We start from the raw sequence: 21603 nt of genomic DNA on the forward strand, positions 1-21603 counted from the left end.
GGGTCAGCCGGGCGGCGTGCGTATCTGGTCGAACCGCATCGGCCGGGCGACGGTGAACCCCATCGCCGTGTAGAGCCGGATCGCGCCGTCGTTCAGCGCCGACGCGTGCAGGACCGGTCGCTCACCCCGGGCGACGATCCCGGCGACGACCGCGTCGACCAGCCGCCGGGCCAGCCCACGGCCGCGGAACGCCGGATCGGTGCACACGGCGCTGATCTCGGTCGCGCCGCCGGCACCGGCCGGGCCGATCCGCATTCGCTCGCCGGCCATCGCGACCAGTACTCCGCCGCTGCGGATGCCGACGAACCGGCCGAGCTCCGCGGTCCGCGGCAGCCAGGGGCCGGGCCGGGTGCGCTCGGCCAGGGCCGCCATCGCCGGCCGGTCCGCAGGGCCCAGCTCGACGGCGCCGGGGTCCGGGGCACCCGGTACCGCGCGGCCGTCCATCTGGACGCCCGGGAACTCCCGTTCCAGTGCCCACCCGCGCGGGACCCGCGGCGGATCCTCCCCCTCCGCGACCCGCACCACGGCCCGGCCCGGGCCGCTCAGCGCGGCGAGGTCGGCCCAGTCCGCCCCGGACGCCTCGACCGGGAGCCCGCCGAACGGTGAGACACCGGCGTCGAAGCGGGCCGCGGCACCGCGCACCGCACCGAACGTGGCGAGCCGCCCGCCGAGTGCGGCGGGCACGGGACTGCGCAGCGCCGCGTCCAGCGCGGTCTCCAGCGCGGCGGACGACGCGGGCGGGACGGGATCGAGCACCCGTCGATCGTCCCTCCGCACCCGGTGACCGCGCTCCCCGGGTCGGCTACGGTGCCCAGCACGCGACACCGGGGCCGCGGCTCCGGCCCCGCCGCGGGCTCGTCCGCACGGTCGCCGAGCCACTCCCCGCCTCCCGGCGACCCCGCGGCGTCGCCCGGCACCGGTCCCCCACCTCCAACCGAAGGAACCCGTCGATGACCCACGGCCTCACCGACACCGCAGCCCACGACCCGGTGGCCACCGGGGTGTGGTTCGCGCCGGGCCGGGTAAACCTGATCGGCGAGCACACCGACTACAACGACGGCTTCGTGCTGCCGTTCGCGCTGCCGCAGCGCGCCGTGGTCACCGCGGCACCGGCCACCGGTGCGCGCAGCCGGGTCCGCTCGGCCCAGGAGGCCGAACCCGTGGAGTTCTCCGCGGTCACCGCGACCCCCGGTGACGTGCCGGGCTGGGCCGGTTACGTCGCGGGCACCTGCTGGGCCTTCCGCGAGGCCGGCCACCCGATCGGCGAGGTCGACCTGGAGCTGGACTCCGACGTCCCGGTGGGAGCCGGGCTGTCCTCGTCGGCCGCGCTGGAGTGCGCCGTGGGGGTGGCGCTGGCCGACCTGGCCGGGATCGAGCCGGGCCGCACGGAGCTGGCGCGGATCGCCCGGCGCGCGGAGAACGAGTTCGTCGGGGCGCCCACCGGCGGGATGGACCAGATGGCCTCGATGCACGGCCGGGCCGGGCACCTCGTGTTCCTCGACACCCGCGACGACACCGTCGAGCTGGTGCCGTTCGACCTGCACGCGCACGGCCTCGAGCTGCTGGTGATCGACACCCGGGCCCCGCACGCGCACGCCGACGGCGAGTACGGCGCCCGCCGGGCCGACTGCGAGCGTGCGGCCCGCGAGCTGGGGCTGCCCGCCCTGCGCGACGCCACCACCGCGGACCTGGACCGGCTGGACGACGACCGGATCCGGCGCCGGGCCCGGCACGTCGTCACCGAGAACCACCGGGTACTCGCCGTGGTGGAGCTGCTCTCGACCGGGGCGGACCCGCGGGACATCGGTCCGCTGCTCGACGCATCGCACACCTCGATGCGCGACGACTTCGAGATCACCGTGCCGCACGTCGACGTGGCGGTCGAGGCGGCCCGCGAGGGCGGCGCGGTGGGCGCCCGGATGACCGGCGGCGGGTTCGGCGGCTGCGTGATCGCACTGTGCGAGGCGTCGGGGACCGGGCGGGTCGTCGCAGCCGTCGAGAGCGCCTACGCGGCACGGGGCTGGACGGCGCCCGCGGTGTTCGCGGGCACCCCGAGCGACGGTGCGGGCCGCCTCTCTTAGGGTTTCGAAGTACGTATCGGAGGTTGTATCGTGCGGAATGGTCCGTGTCCCGCGGACCGACAGGCACAACAACACCCGTGAGACCGAGGAGCCGGCCCGTGCCGCACCACCACCTGCCCGTCATGGGGCCCGCCGACATCGTCGTGTTCGGCGGTACCGGCGATCTCGCGATGCGCAAGCTCCTGCCGGCGCTCTACCTGCGCGACCGGGACGGCCAGCTGGGCACGGACACCCGGGTCGTCGCCGTGTCGCGCTCGGGCCTGGACGTCGCCGGGTACCGCGACAAGGTCGACTCGGAGCTGCGCCGCACGGCGCCGCGCTGGGCCGGCCCGGACGCGTGCGACGACGGCGCCGTGGTGGACCGGTTCCTCGCCCGGCTGCACCACGTCACGCTCGACGTCGCCGACGACGACTGGTCCCAGCTGGCCGAGCTGCTCGGCCCCGCCGACGACCGGACCCGGGTGCTCTACCTCGCGTCGGCGCCGCAGCTGTTCGGGCGGATCTGCGTCGGCAGCGCCGAGGCCGGGATCATCGACGAGCGCACCCGCGTCGTGCTGGAGAAGCCGCTCGGCCACGACCTGGCCTCCGCGCAGGCGATCAACGACGAGGTGGGCTCGGTCTTCGCCGAGGAGCAGATCTACCGGATCGACCACTACCTCGGTAAGGAGACGGTGCAGAACCTGCTGGTCCTGCGCTTCGCCAACTCGCTGTTCGAGCCGCTGTGGAACGCCGGCCAGATCGACCACGTCCAGATCACCGTGTCCGAGTCGATCGGCGTCGGGAACCGCGCGGACTACTACGACGGATCCGGCGCGCTGCGGGACATGGTCCAGAACCACCTGCTGCAGCTGCTGTGCCTGGTCGCGATGGAACCGCCGGCCCGGATCGACGGCGAGGGCGTCCGGAACGAGAAGCTGAAGGTCCTGCAGTCGCTGGCGCCGCTCGACGGTGCCGACGTCGTCCGGGACACCGTCCGCGGCCAGTACGTCGAGGGCCTGGTCGACGGCACCGCCGTGCCCAGCTACGCCACCGAGCTCGCCGAGTCCCGGGCGGGCACCCCGCGCGAGCGGGACCACTCCGACACCGAGACGTTCGTCGCGCTGCGGGCCGAGGTCGCCAACTGGCGCTGGGCCGGGGTGCCGTTCTACCTGCGGACCGGCAAGCGGCTCGGTACCCACGCGTCGGAGATCGTCGTCCAGTTCAAGCCGGTCCCGCACTCCATCTTCTCCGGCTTCGACGGGGAGTTCCCGGCGAACCGCCTCGTCATCCGGCTGCAGCCCGACGAGGGCGTCCGCCTGCACCTGACGGCCAAGGAGCCGGGCCCCGGCGGCATCCGGCCGATCCCGGCCCCGCTGGACCTGTCGTTCGCCCGGACCTTCGGCGACCGGCTGCCGGACGCCTACGAGCGGCTGCTCATGGACGTGCTGCGGGGCAACCCCACGCTGTTCATGCGCCGCGACGAGATCGAGGCCGCGTGGACCTGGGCCGAGCCCGTCCTGCGCAGCTGGGAACGCACCGGCCAGCGGCCGCGGCCCTACGCCGCGGGCAGCACCGGCCCGGCGGCGGCCACCGCGCTCATCGAGCGCGACGGCCGGTCCTGGCACGAGGACTACTGAGGGCCCGCGGCGGGCACCCGGCGGCGGGTGCTCTCCCGCAGCACGACGTGCCCGCCGATCACGATCCGCTCGTCCTCGGCGGCGGCGGTGGCGTCGGAGTCGAGAGCCAGCTCCAGTGCCGACCGGCCCATCTTCACCAGCGGGAGCGCCACCGTCGTCAGCAGCGGGCGCACGTCGCGCAGGGTCGGGATGTCGTCGAACCCGGCGACGGCGACGTCCTCGGGCACCCGCAGGCCGGAGTCCCGCAGCGCGGAGACCGCGCCGAGCGCCAGCACGTCGTTGACGACGAACAGACAGTGCCCGGCGATCGCCCCGTCGACGGCGAGCCCGGCCGCGGCGGCGTACCCGCCGTCGCGGTCGAAGCGTGACTCGACGATCCGGTCCGGCGCCAGTTCGAGGCCCAGCTCGGCGAGTCCCAGCGCGAAGCCCTCGGCCCGGTCGCGGGCGGTGAGCAGGTCCTCCGGCCCGGCGAGCACGGTGAACTCGCGGTGCCCCAGCCCGTACAGCGACCGGGCGAGCGCGGCCGCGGCGAACCGGTTGTCCACGACGACGGTGGGCACCTCCAGCACGTCCTGCCCGATCGCCGCGACCGAGCCACCGTCCCGGCGGATCGCCGCGAGCTCACCGCGGACCAGGCTCGTGTGGCCCGGGCGCGAGCTGCGCGACCCGGCGAGCACGACCGCCCGTACCCGCTGCCTGCGCAGCATCTCCACCAGGTTCAGCTCGCGGTCCACGTCGCGCTCGGAGCTGGCCACCGTCACCAGCAGCCCGCGATCGGCCGCCGCGGACATCACGCCGGAGGCGATCGCGGCGAAGTACGGGTCGGCGATGTCGTGCACGACCAGCCCGACGGTCGTCGACCGCCCCCTGGCCATCGCCTGGGCCTGCGCGTTGGGGGTGTAGTCCAGGTCGGCCGCCGCGGTGAGGACGCGCTCGGCCAGCTCCGGCGCGACCGTGCGGCCGGCGCTGCCGTTCAGCGCCCGCGACGCCGTGGCGAGCGAGACCCCGGCGCGGCGCGCCACGTCAGCCAGAGTGGTCACCAGATCTCCCTCTCCCGCCACCGGCGGATCAGCCTAGGCGATCCGCCGACCCGGCCGACTCCGGCACGCGTGCCTGTGGCGTGCTCGACTCCCGCACGACGAGCTCGTGCCCGACCTCCACGTGCTCGGCCGCGGAGTCCGCGCCGCCCCCGATCCGGCGCAGCAGCATCGCCACCGCCGACTCGGCGATCCGGCGCCGGTCGACCCAGACCGAGGTCAGGGCCGGATGGCAGTAGACGGCTTCCTCGACGTCGTCGAACCCGGCGACGGCGACGTCGTCCGGCACCCGGATCCCCCGGCTGCGCAACCCGGCGAGCAGGCCGACGGCCAGCGCGTCGTTGAAGCAGAACACGGCGTCGGGCAGCTCCGGCAGGGCACACAGCCGGTCGGCCGCTCCGACCCCGCGGCGGCGGTTGAACCCGGCCGTCGGCACCACCAGGTCGTCGCCGCCCAGGCCGGCGGCGGCCAGCGCCTCGCGGTAGCCGCGCAGCCGCAGCGAACCGGTGCTCCGGTCCGCGCCGGTGGGGGCGCCGACCGCGGCGATCCGCCGCCGGCCGAGCCCGATGAGGTGCTCGGTGGCCTCCCGGGCGGCCGCCACGTTGTCGATCACGACCCGGTCCACCCCGTCGGGCAGCTCGCTCTCACCGAGCAGCACGGTCGGCAGGTGCGCCGCCGAGTCCGCCAGCTGGGACACCGACAGCGCGAGCGGGCTCAGCACCAGCCCGTCGATGGCGCCCTCGCGCACCCCGCGGGCGGCCTCGGCCTCACGGGCCGGGTTCCCGTGCGTCTCGTCGAACAGGACGGCCGCGCCCTGCGCGGACGCGACGTCGGTGAGGTCGCTGGCCAGTTCGGCGAAGTAGGGGGCGGACAGGCTCGGCACGGCGACGGCGATCACCCCGGTCCGGCCGGTCCGCAGGGTGCGCGCCGCGTTGTTCGGGCGGAACCGCAGCAGCTCGATCGCCCGCTCGACCCGGGCGCGCAGCTCGGGCGACACGTGCTCGTACCCGTTGACGACGTTCGAGACCGACTTCTGGGAGACCCCCGCCACGCGGGCGACGTCGACCATCCGCGGCCGCTCGGACGCTTCTCCCGGGCTCCGCTCCACTTCCCCGTCCTCCCTGCTGTACCGGCCCGCCTGCCCCACCGCACCGGACTCGGCTGTACAGCGTAGAAGGTAGATGTTTGGGATTGCTGGTCGCACCTTGTTCGCCGGGTTTTCTTCGTAGTAAATTTCGCTCGTTGGGACGACGCCGGTCCCGCTCGACGGGCGGCGGCGGCCCCTCCGGAGCCCGTGACCGGGCCCGGCCGTCCGCCGTGTGCGGGCGGCCCACCAGACGTTTCCGACTCCGCCGATCGGAGCAGTGCACGTGCTCGTAGACCACCCCCGCCCGCAGCTCGTACGGCCGCACCGCCAGGACCTGTGCGGCGAGTGGGAGTTCGCCTTCGACGACTCCGACGCCGGACTCGACCAGGGCTGGGCGACCACCGCCGAGCCGTTCGACCGGACCATCCAGGTGCCGTACCCGTTCGAGTCCCGCGACTCCGGCATCCACGATTCCACACCGCACCCGGTCGTCTGGTACCGCCGGACGGTCCGGCTCGACCCGCCCGCACCCGGTCACCGGCTGGTCCTGCACTTCGGCGCGGTCGACCACCACGCCACGGTCTGGCTCGACGGCGCGCGGCTCGGCGAGCACCGGGGCGGGCACACGCCGTTCGCCCTGGACGCCACGGACGCGTTCGTCGCCGGCGCCGACCAGGTGCTCGTCGTGCGGGCCGAGGACCGCCTCGACGCCGCCCAGCCGCGCGGCAAGCAGGGCTGGCGCGACGACCCGCACGTGATCTTCTACCACCGCACGACCGGGATCTGGCAGCCCGTCTGGGCCGAGACCGTCCCGGCCCGCCACATCCGCGAGCTGCACTGGACACCGGATGTCGCCGGGGCGTCGGTCCGCTGCGAGGTCGACCTGTCCCGCCCACCCGCGACCGACCGTCCGCTGCGGGTCCGGGTCCGGCTGAGCACCGCCGACGGCACCACACTGGCCGACCAGACCGTGCTCGCCGACCGGCGGCGGATGGTGTTCGACGTGGCGGTCCCGGCGCTGCGGCACGAGATGAACCGCGACGAGCTGCTCTGGTCGCCGGAGCGGCCGAACCTCGTCGACGCGACCGTCGAGGTCCTCGACGGCGGCACCGACGGCGGCACGGTCGTCGACACCGTGGACTCCTATCTCGGGCTGCGCGAGATCCGCGTCGAGGACGGCCGTTTCCTGCTCAACAACCGCCCGGTCTTCCTGCGCCTGGCGCTGTCGCAGGGGTACTGGCCGGACTCGCACCTGGCCGCCCCGGCCCCGGACGGCCTGCGCCGCGAGGCCGAGCTCGCCAAGGAGCTCGGGTTCAACGGGATCCGGATCCACCAGAAGATCGAGGACCCCCGGTTCCTGGCCTGGTGCGACCGGATCGGCCTGCTCGTGTGGGCGGAGATGCCGAGCGCGTACGAGTTCGGCCCGGACGTCGTGGAGCAGGTGGCCGCGGAGTGGCTGGAGTCGGTCCGCCGGGACCGCAGCCACCCGTCGATCGTCACCTGGGTCCCCATGAACGAGAGCTGGGGGGTGAGCGACGCGGCGTCGGTGCCCGAGCAGCAGCACCACCTGCAGGCGCTCTACCACCTGACGAAGGCCGTCGACGGCTCCCGGCCGGTCATCTCCAACGACGGCTGGGAGCACGCGCGCAGCGACATCGTCGGGGTGCACGACTACGCCCCGCACGGCGACCTGCTGCGCGAGCGCTACGGCGACCGCGCGTCGGTCGAGCGGGCGCTCGACGACCGCTGGCCCGGCCCGCGCCGGGTGCACCTGCGCGGGCACCGGTCGGACGCCGGCGCACCCGTCGTGCTGACGGAGTTCGGCGGGCTCAGCTTCGCACCGGCCGCCGACGAGAGCTGGTTCGGCTACGCCACGGTGACCTCGCCGGAGGAGCTGGAGGAGCGGCTGCGCGGCCTGTTCGACGCCGTCCACGACAGCCCCGACCTGGCCGGGTTCTGCTACACCCAGCTCACCGACACCGAGCAGGAGCGCAACGGTCTGGTGACCGAGGACCGCAAGCCCAAGCTGCCGGTGGACGTGTTGCGCGACATCATCACCCGTCCGTCCCAGGCGGTCCCGACCGAAGCCACCGAAGCCAGCCGGCGGGTCGCCCCGACCGTCGCCTGAGTCCCGGCCGTCCCGGCCGGGGCCCCTCCCCCATCCCGCAACCAGCCCGCTGCGCGACGTAACGACGCGACGCCAGGAGGTCCACGACGTGAGCATGGTCAACGAGCTGCGCGGCCTGCGCAGCAGTGCGCGCGGAGCGCCGCCAGGGGCACGCCCCCGCAACGACCGGGCGGCGCTGGGCTTCCTCGCCCCGTGGTTGCTCGGCCTGACACTGATCACCATCGGCCCGATGGCCATGTCGCTGTACCTGTCGTTCACCGACTACAACCTGCTGCAGGACGCGAACTTCACCGGCCTGACCAACATCGAGCGGATGACCACCGACGTCCGGCTGTTCCGCTCGCTCGGTGTCACCACGCTCTACGTGCTGATCTCGACCCCGGTCCAGCTGGCGGTGGCGCTCGCGCTGGCGCTGTTGCTGGACCGGGGGCTGCGCGGGCTGGCGCTCTACCGCTCGATCTTCTACCTGCCGTCGCTGCTCGGCGCGAGCGTCGCGGTGGCCGAGCTGTGGCGGCGCACCTTCGGCAGCGACGGGCTGGTCAACCAGATCCTCTTCGCGGTCACCGGGATCGAGGGCCCCGGCTGGGTGTCCAGCCCGAGCACCGCACTCGGCACGCTGATGCTGCTGCACGTCTGGACGTTCGGCGCACCGATGGTGATCTTCCTGGCCGGGCTGCGCCAGATCCCGGCCTCCTACTACGAGGCCGCGTCGGTGGACGGCGCCTCGCGGCTGCGGCAGTTCCGGTCGATCACCCTGCCGCTGCTGTCCCCGATCATCTTCTTCAACCTGGTGCTCGGGATCATCAACTCGTTCCAGTCGTTCACCCAGGCGTTCATCATCTCGGGCGGGAACGGGGGGCCGTCGGACTCGACCCTGTTCTTCACGCTCTACCTGTACCAACAGGGATTCGTGAACTTCAACATGGGCTACGCGTCCGCGCTCGCCTGGCTGCTGCTGATCATCATCGCCGCCTTCACCGCCATCAACTTCTGGGCCTCGAAGTATTGGGTGTTCTATGACGACTGAGCTGACCGACGCCGCCCGGCTCACTCCCGCCGAGCCCGGACCACCCACGACCACCCCCGTGACCGCAGGCCCGCCCGGTGGCGCGGCATCGCCGCGCACGCCCTGCTGATCGTCTCCGCCCTGGTGATGCTGTACCCGGTGCTGTGGATGATCGCCAGCTCGTTCCGTCCGGAGACCGAGATCTTCCGCCGGTTCGGACTGTTCGTCGACACCTTCGACATGACGCACTACCCCGAGGGCTGGGACGCGCTGTCCGCCCCGTTCAGCACCTACCTGCTGAACTCGGCGATCGTGGTGTTCGGCACCGTGCTCGCCAATCTCGTGTCCTGCTCGATGGCGGCGTACGCGTTCGCCCGACTGACCTTCCCGTTCCGGCGGACCGCGTTCGCCATCATGCTGCTGACCATCATGCTGCCGATCCACGTGGTGATCGTTCCGCAGTACGTGCTGTTCGCCCAGCTCGGCTGGATCAACACCTTCCTGCCGCTGATCGTGCCGAAGCTGCTGGCGACCGACGCGTTCTTCGTGTTCCTGATGGTGCAGTTCATCCGGGGCATCCCGCGCGAGCTCGACGAGGCCGCCCGGATCGACGGCGCCGGGCACGCCCGGATCTTCGCCCAGGTGATGCTGCCGCTGATGGTCCCGGCCCTGGCGACGACCGCGATCTTCACCTTCATCTGGACCTGGAACGACTTCTTCTCCCAGCTGATCTTCCTCACCGACCCGAACCTCTACACGGTCCCGGTCGCGCTGCGGTCGTTCATCGACGCCCAGTCGGAGAGTTCCTACGGCCCGCTGTTCGCGATGAGCGTCGTCTCCCTGGTGCCGATCTTCCTCGTCTTCCTGTTCGGGCAGCGCTTCCTGCTGCGCGGCATCGCGACCACCGGAGGCAAGTGATGCCGATCAGCCGTCGCCTATTCCTCGGCGGGATGGCCGCCGCCGGGGCGGCACTGGCCGGGTGCGGGGTCGCCCGGCCCACGACCGACCTGACCCTGTCCACCGAGCCGGTCACCCTGCGCTGCGCCTGGTGGGGCTCGGACAACCGGCACGAGCGGACCTTCAAGGCCATCGAGGCCTTCCAGCGCCGGTACCCGAACATCACCGTCCGCGGGGAGTTCAACGAGTTCGGCGGGTACTGGAACCGGATGGCGACGGCCTTCGCGGCCAACGACGCACCGGACCTCCTGCAGAACGACGAGCTCTACGTCCGGTCCTACGCCGACCGCGGTGCGCTGTTCGACCTCGGGGCGCTGAGCGCACAGCTCGACACCTCGCAGTACCCGGAGACCGCACTGGACACCGGCCGGGTCCAGGACGTGCTCTACGCGCTGCCCTGCGGCACCGGTGCCCGCACCATCGTCACCAACGTCGCGGTGCTCGACCGGCTGGGCATGGACCTGCCCGACGACCTGACCTGGACCTGGGACGATCTGCGCGCCTTCGGCGAGGAGATCAACCGCCGCTCCGGCGGGGAGGTCTGGGGGATCGACCGGCTCTCCATCGACACCCACAACATCGCGGTGTGGGCCCGCCAGCACGGCGCGGACCTCTACGACGAGATCGGCAACGTCATCCTGCCGCCCGAGCTGCTCGCGCAGTGGTGGGGCTACCTCAGGGAGCTGACCGACAGCGGCGCGTCGCCCCCGCCGTCGGTGCAGGTCGAGTCGCTGACCGCCACGCTGAGCCAGCTCCCGATCGTCAACGGGTCGGCCGTGATGACCGGCATGTTCAGCAACGAGATCACCGGGGTGCAGGCCGCGGCGCCGGACACCGAGCTGCGCCTGCTGCGGTTCCCCCGGACCCGCGGCTCGGACCGGATCGGGCTGTTCTACAAGCCCTCCATGTACTGGTCGGTGTCCGCGGCGAGCGAGCACCCGGCCGAGGCCGCACTGCTGCTGGACTTCTTCTCCAACGACACCGAGGCCACCGACATCCTCGGTACCGAGCGCGGCGCCCCGCCGAACTCCGCCGTGCTCGACCGGCTCCGGCCGACGCTCGCGCCGCCGGCCCGCCAGGCCAGCGACTACGAGCAGGCCCTGCAACCGCTGGTCGGCGAGCCCTCCCCGCTGACGCCGCCCGGCGCCAGCGGGTCCGGGTCGATCGCCCAGCGCTACTACACCAACGTGATCTTCGGAAGCTCCACGCCCGAGCAGGCCGCGGCCGGGTTCATCGAGGAGCTCCGGCTGACCGTCGACACGGCACGCGGCTGACGCGTGCACGAGGAGGACACATGACCGCATCCCCGACCGGCCCGGCGAGGCGCGTGGTGCTGGTGGGCGCCGGCGGCATCGCCGAGGGCTCCCACCTGCCGGCGCTGCGTGACGCCGGGGTCCGGCTCGTCGGCGTGGTCGACGCCGACGCGCAGCGGGCCGCCGACGTCGCCGCGCGCTGGGGGGCGGACACCAGCGGGACCGACCTGGACGCCGTGCTGGCCGCCGAGCGCCCCGATCTCGCGGTGGTCGCCACACCGCCGGTCGCGCACCGCGACACCGTCGTCCGCTGTCTGCGGGCCGGCGCCTGGGTCTGGTGCGAGAAGCCGCCGGCGGTGTCGCTGGCCGAGTACGACCTGATGGCGGCCGCGGAGTCCGAGGGCGGCCCCTACGTCGGCTACGTGTTCCAGCACCGCTTCGGCTCGGCCGCACGGACCTTCCGCGAGCAGGTGCGGGACGGGTCGCTCGGCCGTCCGCTGGTCGCGGTCTGCCACACCCTCTGGTACCGCGACGAGGAGTACTACGCGGTGCCGTGGCGGGGCAACTGGGAGACCGAGGGCGGCGGCCCGGCGATGGGCCACGGGATCCACCAGATGGATCTCACGCTGTCGCTGCTCGGCGACTGGCACCAGGTCACGGCGACGGCGTCGACCCTGGCCCGCGACGTGGCGACCGAGGACGTCTCAATGGCGGTGGTGACCATGGAGTCGGGCGCGCTCGTCTCCGTCGTCAACAGCGTGCTGTCCCCGCGCCAGGAGAGCTACCTGCGCTTCGACCTGACCGACGCGACCGTGGAGGTGTCGCACCTGTACGGCTACGACAACAGCGACTGGACCTGGACCCCGCGGCCCGGCATCGACCCGGAGCGCGCCGCGGCCTGGCTCCCCGGCACCGACCTGCCCAGCTCGCACGCCGCCCAGCTGACGACGTTCCTGGACGCGATGGACCGGGGCGAGCGGCCACCGGCGTCCGGTGCGGACGGCCGGCGCAGCCTGGAGCTGATCACCGGGCTCTACCGCTCGGCCATGACCGGGCGCCCGGTCCGGCGCGACGAGCTGGGCCCCGGTGACCCCTGGTACGACGCACTCGACGGCGGCGGGGCCTACCGGCCCGGCACGCTCCCCACCGACACCCCGGAGGTCGTGCGATGACCGCGACACAGGTGACCCGCTCGGGCCGATCCGTCGGCGATCTCACCGTGACCCACGAGCACGGGCTCGCGCTCGGCGTCGGGCACACGGCGAGCTGAAGTGGTTCGTGCGCAACGACCCGTTCCCGGCGATCGCCCCCTCCCCCGCGTTCCACGACCCGATCGTGCTCGGCGACGGCGAGACGATCGAGCTGCGGCACCGCTACGTCATCGCCGACGGCGTGCGGGAGCCCGACGAGCTGGCCGGGTGGGCCGGGGAGTTCGGGGACACCGCGGGCTTCGCCGGGCCGCACCGGGACGGGGGGACCGCATGACGGCGCCGTTGCCGGGCGGGGTCGCGCTCAGCGCCCTGCAGGTCTACCCGTGGGAAGCCGCCGACGGGATCTGCGGCGGCAGCCCGCACATGCACCTGTGCTGCACCGAGGCCTACATCGTCACCGGCGGCGCCGGGCGGTTGCAGACGCTCACCACCTCCGGGTTCGCCGAGCAGTCCCTCGGCCCCGGCGACGTCGTCTGGTTCACCCCCGGCACGATCCACCGCGCGGTCAACGACGGCGGCCTGGAGATCCTGGTGCTGATGGAGAACTCCGGCCTGCCGGAGTCCGGCGACGCGGTGCTGACCCTGCCGCCGGACCGGCTCGCCGACCGCGCGTCCTACGACCGGGCGATCGACCTCGCCGGGCCGGACGATCGGCCGTCGCCGGACCGGGCCCGGGAGCGCCGTGACCTCGCCGTCGCCGGGTTCACCGAGCTGGCGGCCGGTGACGGGGCCGCGCTGGCGGCGTTCCACTCCGCGGCGGTCCGGCTCACCCAGCCGTTCCTGGACCGCTGGCGGGAGCGGTGGGCCGCCGGCGCCGGTGCCGCGGCGGCCCGCACCGCGGACCGCATCGAGGCGCTGCGCGGTGGCGACGGCAGCCACCTGGCCCACGCGCAGGTGCACCGCCAGGACCGGCCCCCGCAGGAGGTGCTCGGCATGTGCGGGCGGCTGGCGCCCTACAAGGCGTCCTGACCGCCGCCGGCGTCGCGGCAGCGGGCGGCCGAGTAGAGGTGGGAGTCGGGGAAGTGCCGCGCCGCCAGCGCCTCCCCCACGATGATCACGGCGGTGCGCTCGATCCCCGCCTCGCGCACCGCCTTCGGCAGGGCCTCCAGGGTCCCGCGCAGCACGATCTCGTGCGCCCGGGAGGCGTGCGCGACGACCGCGGCCGGGCAGTCCCCGCCGTAGGCCGGGGCCAGCGCGTCGACCACCTCGTCGATCCGGTGCACCGCGAGGTGCAGGACGACCGTGCCGCCGGCCCGGCCCAGCTCGGCCAGTCCCTCGTCGTCGGGCATCGGCGTCGCGCGGGCAGCGATCCGGGTCAGGGTCACCGTCTGCGCGACCGTCGGCACCGTCAGCTCGCGGCCCAGCGCGGCGGCCGCGGCGGCGTAGGCCGGCACCCCGGGGCACATGTCGTAGGGCACGCCCTCGGCCTCGAGCCGGCGCATCTGCTCGGCCACCGCCGAGAACACCGAGGGATCGCCGGACGCCAGGCGCGCGACGTCGAGCCCGTGCCGGTGCGCGCGGACCATCTCCTCGACGATCTCGTCCAGCGTCATCAGCGCGGTGTCCACGGTGCGGGCGCCGGGCGGGCACAGCTCCAGCATCTCCGGCGGGACCAGGCTGCCGGCGTAGAGGCACACCGGCGACGCGGCGATGAGGTCGCGCGCCCGCAGGGTCAGCAGGTCCACCGCGCCCGGCCCGGCGCCGACGAAGTGCACGGTCATCCCTGTTCCCCCTCGGTACGGGTCCAGCTCCAGATCGTCACCGGCATCGACGGCCGCCACCCGTCGAACCCGCCGACCGGCTCGGCCCGGGCCACCTGGACCCGGACGAGGTCCCCGCCGTGCGTGGCGTGCGCCGCCGCGAGCACCGCCTCGCTCTGCACGGTGACCGCGTTCGCGACCAACCGGCCGCCGGGGCGCAGTGCAGCCAGGCAGGCGTCGAGCACACCGGGGCGGGTCAGGCCGCCCCCGACGAACACGACGTCCGGCGGCGCGAGACCGGCGAGCGCGTCCGGCGCGCGGCCGGTGACCACCCGCAGGTCGGGGACCCCGAGCGCGGCCGCGTTCGCCGGGATCCGGGCGGAGCGCTCCGGGTGGGACTCCACGGCGACCGCCCGGCAGTCCGGGTGCGCCCGCATCCACTCGATCCCGATCGAGCCGGACCCGGCACCGACGTCCCAGAGCAGCTCACCGGCCCGCGGCGCCAGGTGGGCGAGGGTGACCGCGCGGACCTCGCGCTTGGTGAGCTGGCCGTCGTGGGCGTAGGCGTCGTCCGGCAGTCCCGGGGTCTCCCCGGGCGGCCGGGTCCCGGGATCCGGCACGCACTCGACCGCGACGACGTTGAGCGGGTCGGCATCGCCGCGCCAGCCGCGTGCGGTGCCCGTGACCGACCGTTCGTCGTCGGCGCCGAGGCGTTCGAGCACCGTCATCGCCGAGCCGCCCCAGCCCGCGGCGACCAGCAGCTCCGCGATCGCGGCGGGCGATCCGGCACCGGCGGAGAGCACCAGCAGCCGGGCGCCAGGGGCGAGCACCCGGCGTACCCGGTCCAGCGGCCGCCCGACCACCGACAGCACCCGGACCTGCTCGGCGCCCCAGCCCAGCCGGGCCCTGGCGAGCGCGACCGAGGAGGGGTGCACGAGCACGCGCAGCCGTTCCGGCCCGGTGATCCGGGCCAGGGTGGCGCCGATCCCGAAGAACATCGGATCGCCGGAGGCGAGCACCGCGACCCGCTGCTCGGCGACGTCGTCGAGGATCGCGGGCAACGCGGGGACCAGCGGGGACGGCCACGCCCGGCGGACGCCGCGGACGTCACCGGTGGGGAGCAGATCGAGCTGGCGACGGCCGCCGAGCAGCACCTGCGCCTCGCACAACGCCGTCCGCGACGGCTCGGGCAGGCCGGCCCAGCCGTCCGCACCGATCCCGACGACGGAGACGACCGGGTCACCCATCGGTCTTGTCCGTGACCCCGGCGCTGTCGAACGTCGCGACGTCCGCCATCGCCCGGGCGACGCCCTGCAGCACCGGCAGCGCGAGCAACGCCCCGGTCCCCTCGCCGAGGCGCATGTCCAGCTCCAGCAGCGGCACCAGCCCGAGACGCTCCAGCGCGATCCGCCCGCCCGGTTCCGCCGACCGGTGCCCGGCCAGGCAGTACCCCGCCGCCGCCGGCGCGAGTGCCGTCGCGACCAGCGCGGCGGACCCGGCGATCACCCCGTCCAGGAGCACCGGGGTGCGCAGCGCGGCCGCGCCGAGCACGAAGCCGGCGAGCCCGGCGTGCTCCAGCCCGCCGACGGCGGCGAGCACCCCGAGCGGATCGGCCGGATCGGGCCGGTGCAGATCCAGCGCGCGGCGCACGACCTCGGTCTTGCGGGCCAGCGTCTCGTCGTCGATCCCGGTGCCGCGGCCGGTCACCTCGGCCGGGTCGGCCCCGGTGAGGGCGCAGACCAGGGCGGCCGCCGCGGTGGTGTTGGCGATGCCCATGTCCCCGGTCAGCAGGCACCGGTTCCCCGCGGCGACGAGGTCACGCGCCACCTCGACCCCGTGCTCGACGGCCGCCACCGCCTGCTCCCGGGTCATCGCCGGGCCGGAGGTCATGTCCGCGGTGCCCCGGGCCACCTTGCGCGGCAGCAGGCCCGGCACCGGGTCCAGGTCGGCGGCCACCCCGACGTCGACGACCTGCACCTCGGCCCCGAGCTGGCGGGCGAAGGCGTTCACGACGGCGCCGCCGTCGAGGAAGTTCGCCACCATCTGCACGGTGACCTCCTGCGGCCACGGCGTGACGCCCTGGGCGTGCACCCCGTGGTCGGCCGCGAACACCGCCACCGCGGCCGGGGCGGGTACCGGGGGCGGCACCGTCCCGGTGATCCCGGCGAGTGCGACGGCGACGTCCTCCACCCGCCCCAGTGCCCCGCGCGGCATCGTCATCCGGTCCAGCCGGTCCCGGGCGGCGGCGCGGGCCGCGGCGTCGGTCGGGGTGATCGCCGCGACGGTGGAGTCCAGCAGCCGGGCCGGACCGGCGCCCGGGAGCCCGCGGGCGCCCCAGGTCTCCTGGTGCACCGCCCAGTCCAGCGGGCGGCGCCGGGCCCAGCCGTGCGCCTCCAGCTCGGGCCGGTCGGCGAACCCGTCGACGTGCCCGACGCACAGGTAGGCGACGATCTCGACGTGCGCGGGCAGGCCGAACAGGTCGTGCACCGCCGCGAGTCCGTCGTCGTCGAAGAAGCTGACCCAGCCGACGCCGAGTCCCTCGGCGCGGGCGGCGAGCCACAGGTTCTGCACGGCGAGCGCCGCGGAGTAGGTCCCGGTCTCCGGGCGCTGGTGGCGCCCCAGGGTGTGCCGGCCGCCGCGGGTCGGGTCCGCGGTGACGACGACGTTGAGCGGGGTCTCCAGGATCGCCTCGACCCGGATGCCGCGCAGCGCGTCGGCCCGGGCCGCCGGGAGCGACGCGGCGAAGCGGTCGCGGTGCTCGGTGACCAGGCCGTGCACCCGTTCCCGGGTGGCGCGGTCGCGGACGAGCACGAAGTCCCACGGCTGGGACAGCCCGACGCTGGGGGCGGCGTGCGCAGCGGCGAGCACCCGGGTGAGGACGCCGTCGTCGACCGGGTCCGGGCGGAACCCGGTGCGGACGTCACGGCGGGAGTGCAGCACCTCGTAGAAGTCAGCGGATTCAGTGTGGCCCGGCACCCGTGACCTCCCGGTGTCCTCGTCGCGACGGCGTGGCGAGACGACCACACGCCCGCACAGGTGGTCAACCGACGGGCCGGGGCCGGTCGGGCACCTCACACCCGCCGGGTGGGCGCGGCCATAATCGACACCGTGACCTGTCCCTGCGGCACCGGGCGCCCATTCGACGCCTGCTGCGGCCCGGTGCTCGGCGGCCGACCGGCCCCGACCGCCGAGGCGTTGATGCGCAGCCGCTACACCGCGTTCGTCCGGGGCGACGCGGCGCACCTGCTGGCGTCCTGGCACCCGTCGACCCGGCCGCGCCGGCTGCGCCCGGAGCCCGGTCCGGTGTGGACCGGGCTGGAGATCGTGGACCGCTCCGGCGGGACGATGTTCGAGACCGACGGCGTCGTCGAGTTCCGGGCGCACCGGACCGACGGCGTGCTGCACGAGCGGAGCCGGTTCGTCCGGGAGGACGGGCGCTGGTACTACGTGGACGGCGAGATCTCCCCCGATCGGTAACGATCAGCCCACGTTTGCGACTCCTTGTTCACATCACGCAGGGGGAGCCACGATGGGTAGAGCGGATCAGCCACGGAACGACGACGGCACCTGGAAGTGCGGAGCCAAACCGGCCGGGAAGAGGCCCGTCGCTGGAGGTGTCGGCGCGGCGCTCGTCGCGGTGGCGGTCGCTGCCGCCGGTGGCGGACTGGGCGCCATCGGCGGCGCTTCTGGTGCCGCCGGGAGCACGGCGGGCGCAGGCTCGTCGGTCTCGTCCGGCTCGGGCGGCTCGGGTTCGGGCGGCTCGGCCTCCCGCTCCGGCGGCCGGGGGTCGGAGTCCCGCTCCGTACGGGCCCGCGACCGCGACCAGGACGGCGTGGCCCGCCGCCTCGCCCGGTCCGGGCGCCAGGTCCGGCGGCTCGACGGGGCCGTCGGCACCGACTGCTCGGCCGTCTCCTACGGCGAGGTCCGCACGTTCTTCGCCGGGCGCCCCTGCACCGCGGTGGCCCGGGTGCTGTTCGAGGTCCGCGAGGGCGGCGCACGGGTGGTCGTCGCGGTCGCGGTCGTCGACATGCCCGACGGCGACGGCGACGGCGCGCGGGCGCTGCAGCGACTGGTCGACACGCACGGCACCGGCAACGTCCGCGAGCTGCGCACCCGCCCGCCCGTCCGGTGGACCGGCCGCTACTACCGGTCGGCGCGATCGGGGTCGACCGTCGTCAACGCCCAGGCCGAACCGGCGGGTACGGGGCGGGCGGGCGGCCGCCTGGCCGCGGCCGTCGCCCGGGACGCGGCCCGCGACTGACCGGGCCCCGTCCCGACCGTGACCGGGAACCGGGGTGGCAGCCGCCCGCCGGCACTGTCGACCCGGTCCCGGCCCGGCTAGCGTGCCGGGGCGTGGATCACTCACCGCTCGACGACGCGCCCACCGGAGGACCGCTGGACGGCGTGCTGGTCGCCGACTTCTCCCGGGTCCTGGCCGGGCCGTACGCCACGATGATGCTGGGCGACCTCGGCGCCACGGTGGTGAAGGTCGAGGGCCCGGGCGGCGACGACACCCGGACCTGGAAGCCGCCGGTCCGCACCGACCCCGAGCACGGCAACATCGCGACCTACTACCTGTCGATCAACCGCAACAAGCGCTCGGTGGTGCTCGACCTGCGCGATCCGGCCGACCTCGCCGCCGCGCACCGGCTGGCCGAGCGTGCCGACGTCGTCGTCGAGAACATGAAACCGGGCGGAATGGCCCGGTTCGGGCTCGACCACGCCGCCGTCGCGGAGCGCAACCCGTCGGTCGTCTACTGCTCGATCTCGGGGTTCGGCGACCGCGGCGGCGCCCACCTGCCCGGCTACGACCTGCTCGTACAGGCGGTGTCCGGCCTGATGAGCGTCACGGGCGCGGCCGACGGGCCGCCGTACCGGGCGGGCGTCGCGGTGTTCGACGTGCTCACCGGCCTGCACGCCGCCCTCGCCGTCACGGCGGCACTGCAGCACCGCGAACGGACCGGCGAGGGGCAGCTGCTCCGCACGAACCTGCTCGCGGTCGCGATGTCGACGCTGGTCAACCAGACCGAGGCCTACGTCGCCGCCGGGGCGGTGCCGCACCGGATGGGCAACGAGCACCCCAGCGTCTTCCCCTACCAGCCGATGCCCACCGGCGACGGCGAGCTGATCGTGATCGCGGCCAACGACGCGCAGTTCCGCAAGCTCGCGACCGTGCTCGGTGACCCGGCGATGGCCGAGGACCCGCGGTTCACCACGATGTCGGACCGGATCACCCACCGCGTCGAGATCGAGCAGCGTCTGCGTGCCCGGCTGGCCACGCGCTCCGCGCAGGAGTGGTACACCGCCATCACCGCGGCCGGGGTGCCCTGCGGGCCGATCAACTCGGTCGCCGAGGGCGTAGCGCTCGCCGAGGAGCTCGGCCTGGACCCGGTCGTCCGCGCGCCGGACGCGGCCGCCGTGCCGACCGTGCGCAACCCGGTCGACTACTCGGCGACGCCGCCGTCCTACCGGCGCTCGCCTCCCCCGGCCGGCGCCGACTCGGCCGAGGTGCGGGACTGGCTCGACCGCTGACCGGATTATGGAGAGCGGCACTGTCCGCTATCTGTCATGCTTCCCGTACCCGACACGAGGAGCAGCCCGATGGCGCACTACGCCCGCACGACGTCCGAGCCCACCGAGCACGACATCGTCGTCTTCCTGATCGGGATGCGGATCAACAAGCCGTGGCGGCCGGACGCCTGGCTGCCCGCCTTCGCCGCGATGCCCCGGATGCTCGCGGAGCTGTCCGCGGACCCGGACTCCGGGCTGCTCGGATACCGGACGCTGATCGGCGCCGGCGGGCCGCTGGTCGTGCAGTACTGGCGGGACCGCGAGTCGCTGTTCTCCTACGCCGTCGACGCCTCGGGCGAGCACCGCCCGGCCTGGGCGGCGTTCAACCGGCGGGCCCGCCGGGTACCGGGCGCGGTGGGTATCTGGCACGAGACGTTCGCGGTCGGGGAGTTCGAGACGTGCTACGGCGACATGCCGCCCGCCGGCCTGGCCCTGGCCCTCGGTACCCGCCCCGTCGACGGCCGGAACACCGACGCGCGCAGCCGCCTCACCAGGCCCGGCGCCGCCGCGTGAGAACCGGCCCCGCGCACCCGTCCGCCGCCCGCGCACGGGATCGGGTGAGCGGGGGCGATCCGGCGAGCGGGACGGCGGCGGGTCCAGACTGGTGGGGTGGATCCGAAGGTGCACCGCGTGCTCGACCGACTCCTCACCGACGCCCGGGCGCACGACGCCGCCGAACCCGACCGCCTGCAGCGCTGGCGGGTCCTGGAACCGGACACCGGTGAACTGCTCGCCTTCCTCGTCCGGCTGGTCCGGGCCCGGACGGTGGTGGAGATCGGGACCTCCCAGGGGGCCTCGACGCTCGTCCTGGCCGCCGCTCTCGACACCACCGACGGCCGGCTGACCAGCGTCGACACCGCCGTGCAGGCCGACGCGACCGGGCGACTCGCCGAGGCCGGCCTCGCCGCGCGGGCCGTCTTCTCCCGCGGCGACGGCGGGGCGTACCTGGCCGGGCTGCCGGAGCGCAGCGTGGACCTGCTGCTCCTCGACGCCGAGCGCACCGAGTACGCCTCCTGGTGGCCGCACCCGGTCCGGGTGCTGCGCCCCGGCGGGCTGCTCGCGGTGGACAACGCGCTGTCCCACCCGGCCGAGGTCGCTCCGCTCGCGGCCCTGCTCGACGCCGACCCCGGCACGCAGACGGTGACGGTCCCGGTCGGCAAGGGCCTCCTCCTGGCCACCCGCACCTGACCCACCACACCCCGCCATTACGTGGCGCGGTACGGGCACCGTGACGTGGACCGGAGCGGCACGCGTCGCGTGGACGGCCCGGCGCGGTGAGGATGGGGACATGGACCGGATCCCCCGCACCGTCGGCCTGCTGCTCTTCGACGGCTTCGAACTGCTCGACGTGTTCGGGCCGGTCGAGCTCCTCAGCCGGCTCCCCGACGAGTACACGATCACCTACCTCGCGCCGGACGCAGGTCCCGTGCGCAGCAGCCAGGGCGCCGAGGTGATCGCCACGGCCTCGCTCGCCGACCCGCCGCCGTCGGACGTCGTGCTGGTGCCGGGCGGCTCCGGCACCCGCCACCTCGCGACGGACCCCGCCTTCCTCGAGCGGCTCGCGGCCTGGGCCACACCCGCTCCCCTGATCGCCTCGGTCTGCACCGGGTCCGCCCTGCTCGCGGCGGCCGGCCTGCTGGAGGGGTACCGGGCGACGTCCAACAAGCGCGCCTTCGACTGGGTGACCGGGCACGGGACGGACGTGACCTGGGTGCCGCAGGCCCGGTGGGTGCACGACCGGGACCGGTGGACGTCCTCGGGCGTCGCGGCCGGAATGGACATGACGGCCGCCCTGATCGGGCACCTGTCCGGCCCCGAGGCCGCGGCCACGGCGGCCCGGGAGATCGAGCTGGAGGTCCGCACCGATCCCGACCGGGACCCGTTCGCCGTCCAGTACGGCCTGGCCTGACCGGATCCGGTCGGGCCGCAGCCCGGCGCGGTGGTTCGGGTTGCGGG

The 21603-nt window shown here is 74.6% G+C and carries 21 protein-coding genes; 15 read left to right on the plus strand and 6 right to left on the minus strand.

What is annotated here, in order from left to right:
* Positions 1-3: 3 nt before the first annotated feature.
* Entirely contained in the window at positions 4-756 is a 753-nt protein-coding gene (locus AFB00_RS26680; protein ID WP_231974090.1) for a GNAT family N-acetyltransferase, read from the minus strand.
* A 194-nt stretch (positions 757-950) separates the two neighbouring features.
* Here AFB00_RS26680 and galK point away from each other — a divergent pair, with 194 nt between their 5' ends.
* The gene (galK, locus tag AFB00_RS26685; protein ID WP_068799467.1) at positions 951-2081 is read left to right on the plus strand and encodes a galactokinase; all 1131 of its coding nucleotides are present in this window, start codon (positions 951-953) and stop codon (positions 2079-2081) included.
* 98 nt (positions 2082-2179) lie between these two features.
* Complete coding sequence (gene zwf, locus AFB00_RS26690; RefSeq protein ID WP_197519668.1) at positions 2180-3697, plus strand: glucose-6-phosphate dehydrogenase; 1518 nt, start codon at positions 2180-2182, stop codon at positions 3695-3697.
* On the opposite strand, the gene AFB00_RS26695 is transcribed toward zwf, so the two are convergent.
* A complete protein-coding gene (locus AFB00_RS26695) occupies positions 3691-4737 on the minus strand; it encodes a LacI family DNA-binding transcriptional regulator (protein ID WP_068799468.1) in 1047 nt (348 codons plus the stop codon). The genes zwf and AFB00_RS26695 overlap by 7 nt on opposite strands.
* Before the next feature lie 28 nt (positions 4738-4765).
* On the minus strand, positions 4766-5842 hold the full coding sequence (locus AFB00_RS26700) for a LacI family DNA-binding transcriptional regulator (protein WP_231974091.1): 1077 nt from the start codon (positions 5840-5842) through the stop codon (positions 4766-4768).
* Positions 5843-6104: 262 nt separating this feature from the next.
* Between AFB00_RS26700 and AFB00_RS26705 the strand changes: the two genes are divergently transcribed.
* From AFB00_RS26705 to AFB00_RS26735, 7 genes are all read left to right on the plus strand, one after another.
* Positions 6105-7949: a glycoside hydrolase family 2 protein gene (locus tag AFB00_RS26705; protein WP_231974092.1), complete on the plus strand. Its 1845-nt coding sequence runs from the start codon at positions 6105-6107 to the stop codon at positions 7947-7949.
* Between the two features lie 94 nt (positions 7950-8043).
* Positions 8044-8976 carry a carbohydrate ABC transporter permease gene (locus tag AFB00_RS26710; RefSeq protein WP_083275852.1) on the plus strand — a complete coding sequence of 311 codons (933 nt, stop codon included), beginning with the start codon at positions 8044-8046 and terminating at the stop codon, positions 8974-8976.
* Positions 8977-9102: 126 nt separating this feature from the next.
* On the plus strand, positions 9103-9873 hold the full coding sequence (locus AFB00_RS26715) for a carbohydrate ABC transporter permease (protein ID WP_068800710.1): 771 nt from the start codon (positions 9103-9105) through the stop codon (positions 9871-9873).
* A complete protein-coding gene (locus AFB00_RS26720) occupies positions 9873-11186 on the plus strand; it encodes an ABC transporter substrate-binding protein (protein ID WP_083275853.1) in 1314 nt (437 codons plus the stop codon). Before AFB00_RS26715 ends, AFB00_RS26720 begins: the two co-directional genes overlap by 1 nt.
* Positions 11187-11206: 20 nt before the next feature.
* A complete protein-coding gene (locus AFB00_RS26725; RefSeq protein WP_068799471.1) occupies positions 11207-12337 on the plus strand; it encodes a Gfo/Idh/MocA family protein in 1131 nt (376 codons plus the stop codon).
* A 106-nt stretch (positions 12338-12443) separates the two neighbouring features.
* Positions 12444-12650 (plus strand): DUF6807 family protein, encoded by a 207-nt coding sequence (locus tag AFB00_RS34295; protein ID WP_068799472.1) that lies wholly within the window; start codon positions 12444-12446, stop codon positions 12648-12650.
* Entirely contained in the window at positions 12647-13345 is a 699-nt protein-coding gene (locus AFB00_RS26735) for a cupin domain-containing protein (RefSeq protein ID WP_068799473.1), read from the plus strand. The genes AFB00_RS34295 and AFB00_RS26735 overlap by 4 nt, the downstream gene beginning before the upstream one ends.
* On the opposite strand, the gene cobM is transcribed toward AFB00_RS26735, so the two are convergent.
* From cobM to cobT, 3 genes are read right to left on the minus strand one after another with little or no spacing between them, the layout of a single operon-like run.
* Positions 13330-14097: a precorrin-4 C(11)-methyltransferase gene (gene cobM, locus AFB00_RS26740; protein WP_068799474.1), complete on the minus strand. Its 768-nt coding sequence runs from the start codon at positions 14095-14097 to the stop codon at positions 13330-13332. The two genes, AFB00_RS26735 and cobM, sit on opposite strands and share 16 nt — an antisense overlap.
* Entirely contained in the window at positions 14094-15323 is a 1230-nt protein-coding gene (locus tag AFB00_RS26745) for a bifunctional cobalt-precorrin-7 (C(5))-methyltransferase/cobalt-precorrin-6B (C(15))-methyltransferase (protein WP_068799475.1), read from the minus strand. Before AFB00_RS26745 ends, cobM begins: the two co-directional genes overlap by 4 nt.
* Positions 15316-17052 carry a nicotinate-nucleotide--dimethylbenzimidazole phosphoribosyltransferase gene (gene cobT, locus AFB00_RS35875; RefSeq protein WP_068799476.1) on the minus strand — a complete coding sequence of 579 codons (1737 nt, stop codon included), beginning with the start codon at positions 17050-17052 and terminating at the stop codon, positions 15316-15318. The genes AFB00_RS26745 and cobT overlap by 8 nt, the downstream gene beginning before the upstream one ends.
* A gap of 123 nt (positions 17053-17175) precedes the next feature.
* Here cobT and AFB00_RS33590 point away from each other — a divergent pair, with 123 nt between their 5' ends.
* The 6 genes from AFB00_RS33590 to AFB00_RS26780 all read left to right on the plus strand — a co-directional run bounded on the left by AFB00_RS33590 (position 17176) and on the right by AFB00_RS26780 (position 21556).
* Complete coding sequence (locus AFB00_RS33590; RefSeq protein ID WP_068800711.1) at positions 17176-17553, plus strand: YchJ family protein; 378 nt, start codon at positions 17176-17178, stop codon at positions 17551-17553.
* A 160-nt stretch (positions 17554-17713) separates the two neighbouring features.
* Positions 17714-18337 (plus strand): hypothetical protein, encoded by a 624-nt coding sequence (locus AFB00_RS26760; protein ID WP_068799477.1) that lies wholly within the window; start codon positions 17714-17716, stop codon positions 18335-18337.
* A 92-nt stretch (positions 18338-18429) separates the two neighbouring features.
* Positions 18430-19608 carry a CaiB/BaiF CoA transferase family protein gene (locus AFB00_RS26765; protein ID WP_068799478.1) on the plus strand — a complete coding sequence of 393 codons (1179 nt, stop codon included), beginning with the start codon at positions 18430-18432 and terminating at the stop codon, positions 19606-19608.
* Positions 19609-19677: 69 nt separating this feature from the next.
* Complete coding sequence (locus AFB00_RS26770; RefSeq protein ID WP_068799479.1) at positions 19678-20160, plus strand: DUF4188 domain-containing protein; 483 nt, start codon at positions 19678-19680, stop codon at positions 20158-20160.
* 117 nt (positions 20161-20277) lie between these two features.
* Positions 20278-20835: an O-methyltransferase gene (locus AFB00_RS26775; RefSeq protein ID WP_197519670.1), complete on the plus strand. Its 558-nt coding sequence runs from the start codon at positions 20278-20280 to the stop codon at positions 20833-20835.
* 100 nt (positions 20836-20935) lie between these two features.
* Positions 20936-21556, plus strand: a complete 621-nt coding sequence (locus AFB00_RS26780) for a DJ-1/PfpI family protein (protein WP_068799481.1) — start codon at positions 20936-20938, stop codon at positions 21554-21556.
* The last annotated feature ends 47 nt before the right edge of the window (positions 21557-21603 follow it).

The sequence above is a fragment of the Pseudonocardia sp. HH130630-07 genome, assembly GCF_001698125.1.
Lineage (GTDB): Bacteria > Actinomycetota > Actinomycetes > Mycobacteriales > Pseudonocardiaceae > Pseudonocardia.

Coding starts and splice junctions, on each gene's coding strand:
- galK (WP_068799467.1), top strand. CDS start 951: ATGACCCACGGCCTCACCGACACCGCAGCCCACGACCCGGTGGCCACC.
- AFB00_RS26710 (WP_083275852.1), top strand. CDS start 8,044: ATGGTCAACGAGCTGCGCGGCCTGCGCAGCAGTGCGCGCGGAGCGCCG.
- AFB00_RS26715 (WP_068800710.1), top strand. CDS start 9,103: ATGCTGTACCCGGTGCTGTGGATGATCGCCAGCTCGTTCCGTCCGGAG.
- AFB00_RS26720 (WP_083275853.1), top strand. CDS start 9,873: ATGCCGATCAGCCGTCGCCTATTCCTCGGCGGGATGGCCGCCGCCGGG.
- AFB00_RS26725 (WP_068799471.1), top strand. CDS start 11,207: ATGACCGCATCCCCGACCGGCCCGGCGAGGCGCGTGGTGCTGGTGGGC.
- AFB00_RS26735 (WP_068799473.1), top strand. CDS start 12,647: ATGACGGCGCCGTTGCCGGGCGGGGTCGCGCTCAGCGCCCTGCAGGTC.
- cobM (WP_068799474.1), bottom strand. CDS start 14,097: ATGACCGTGCACTTCGTCGGCGCCGGGCCGGGCGCGGTGGACCTGCTG.
- AFB00_RS26745 (WP_068799475.1), bottom strand. CDS start 15,323: ATGGGTGACCCGGTCGTCTCCGTCGTCGGGATCGGTGCGGACGGCTGG.
- AFB00_RS26770 (WP_068799479.1), top strand. CDS start 19,678: ATGGCGCACTACGCCCGCACGACGTCCGAGCCCACCGAGCACGACATC.
- AFB00_RS26780 (WP_068799481.1), top strand. CDS start 20,936: ATGGACCGGATCCCCCGCACCGTCGGCCTGCTGCTCTTCGACGGCTTC.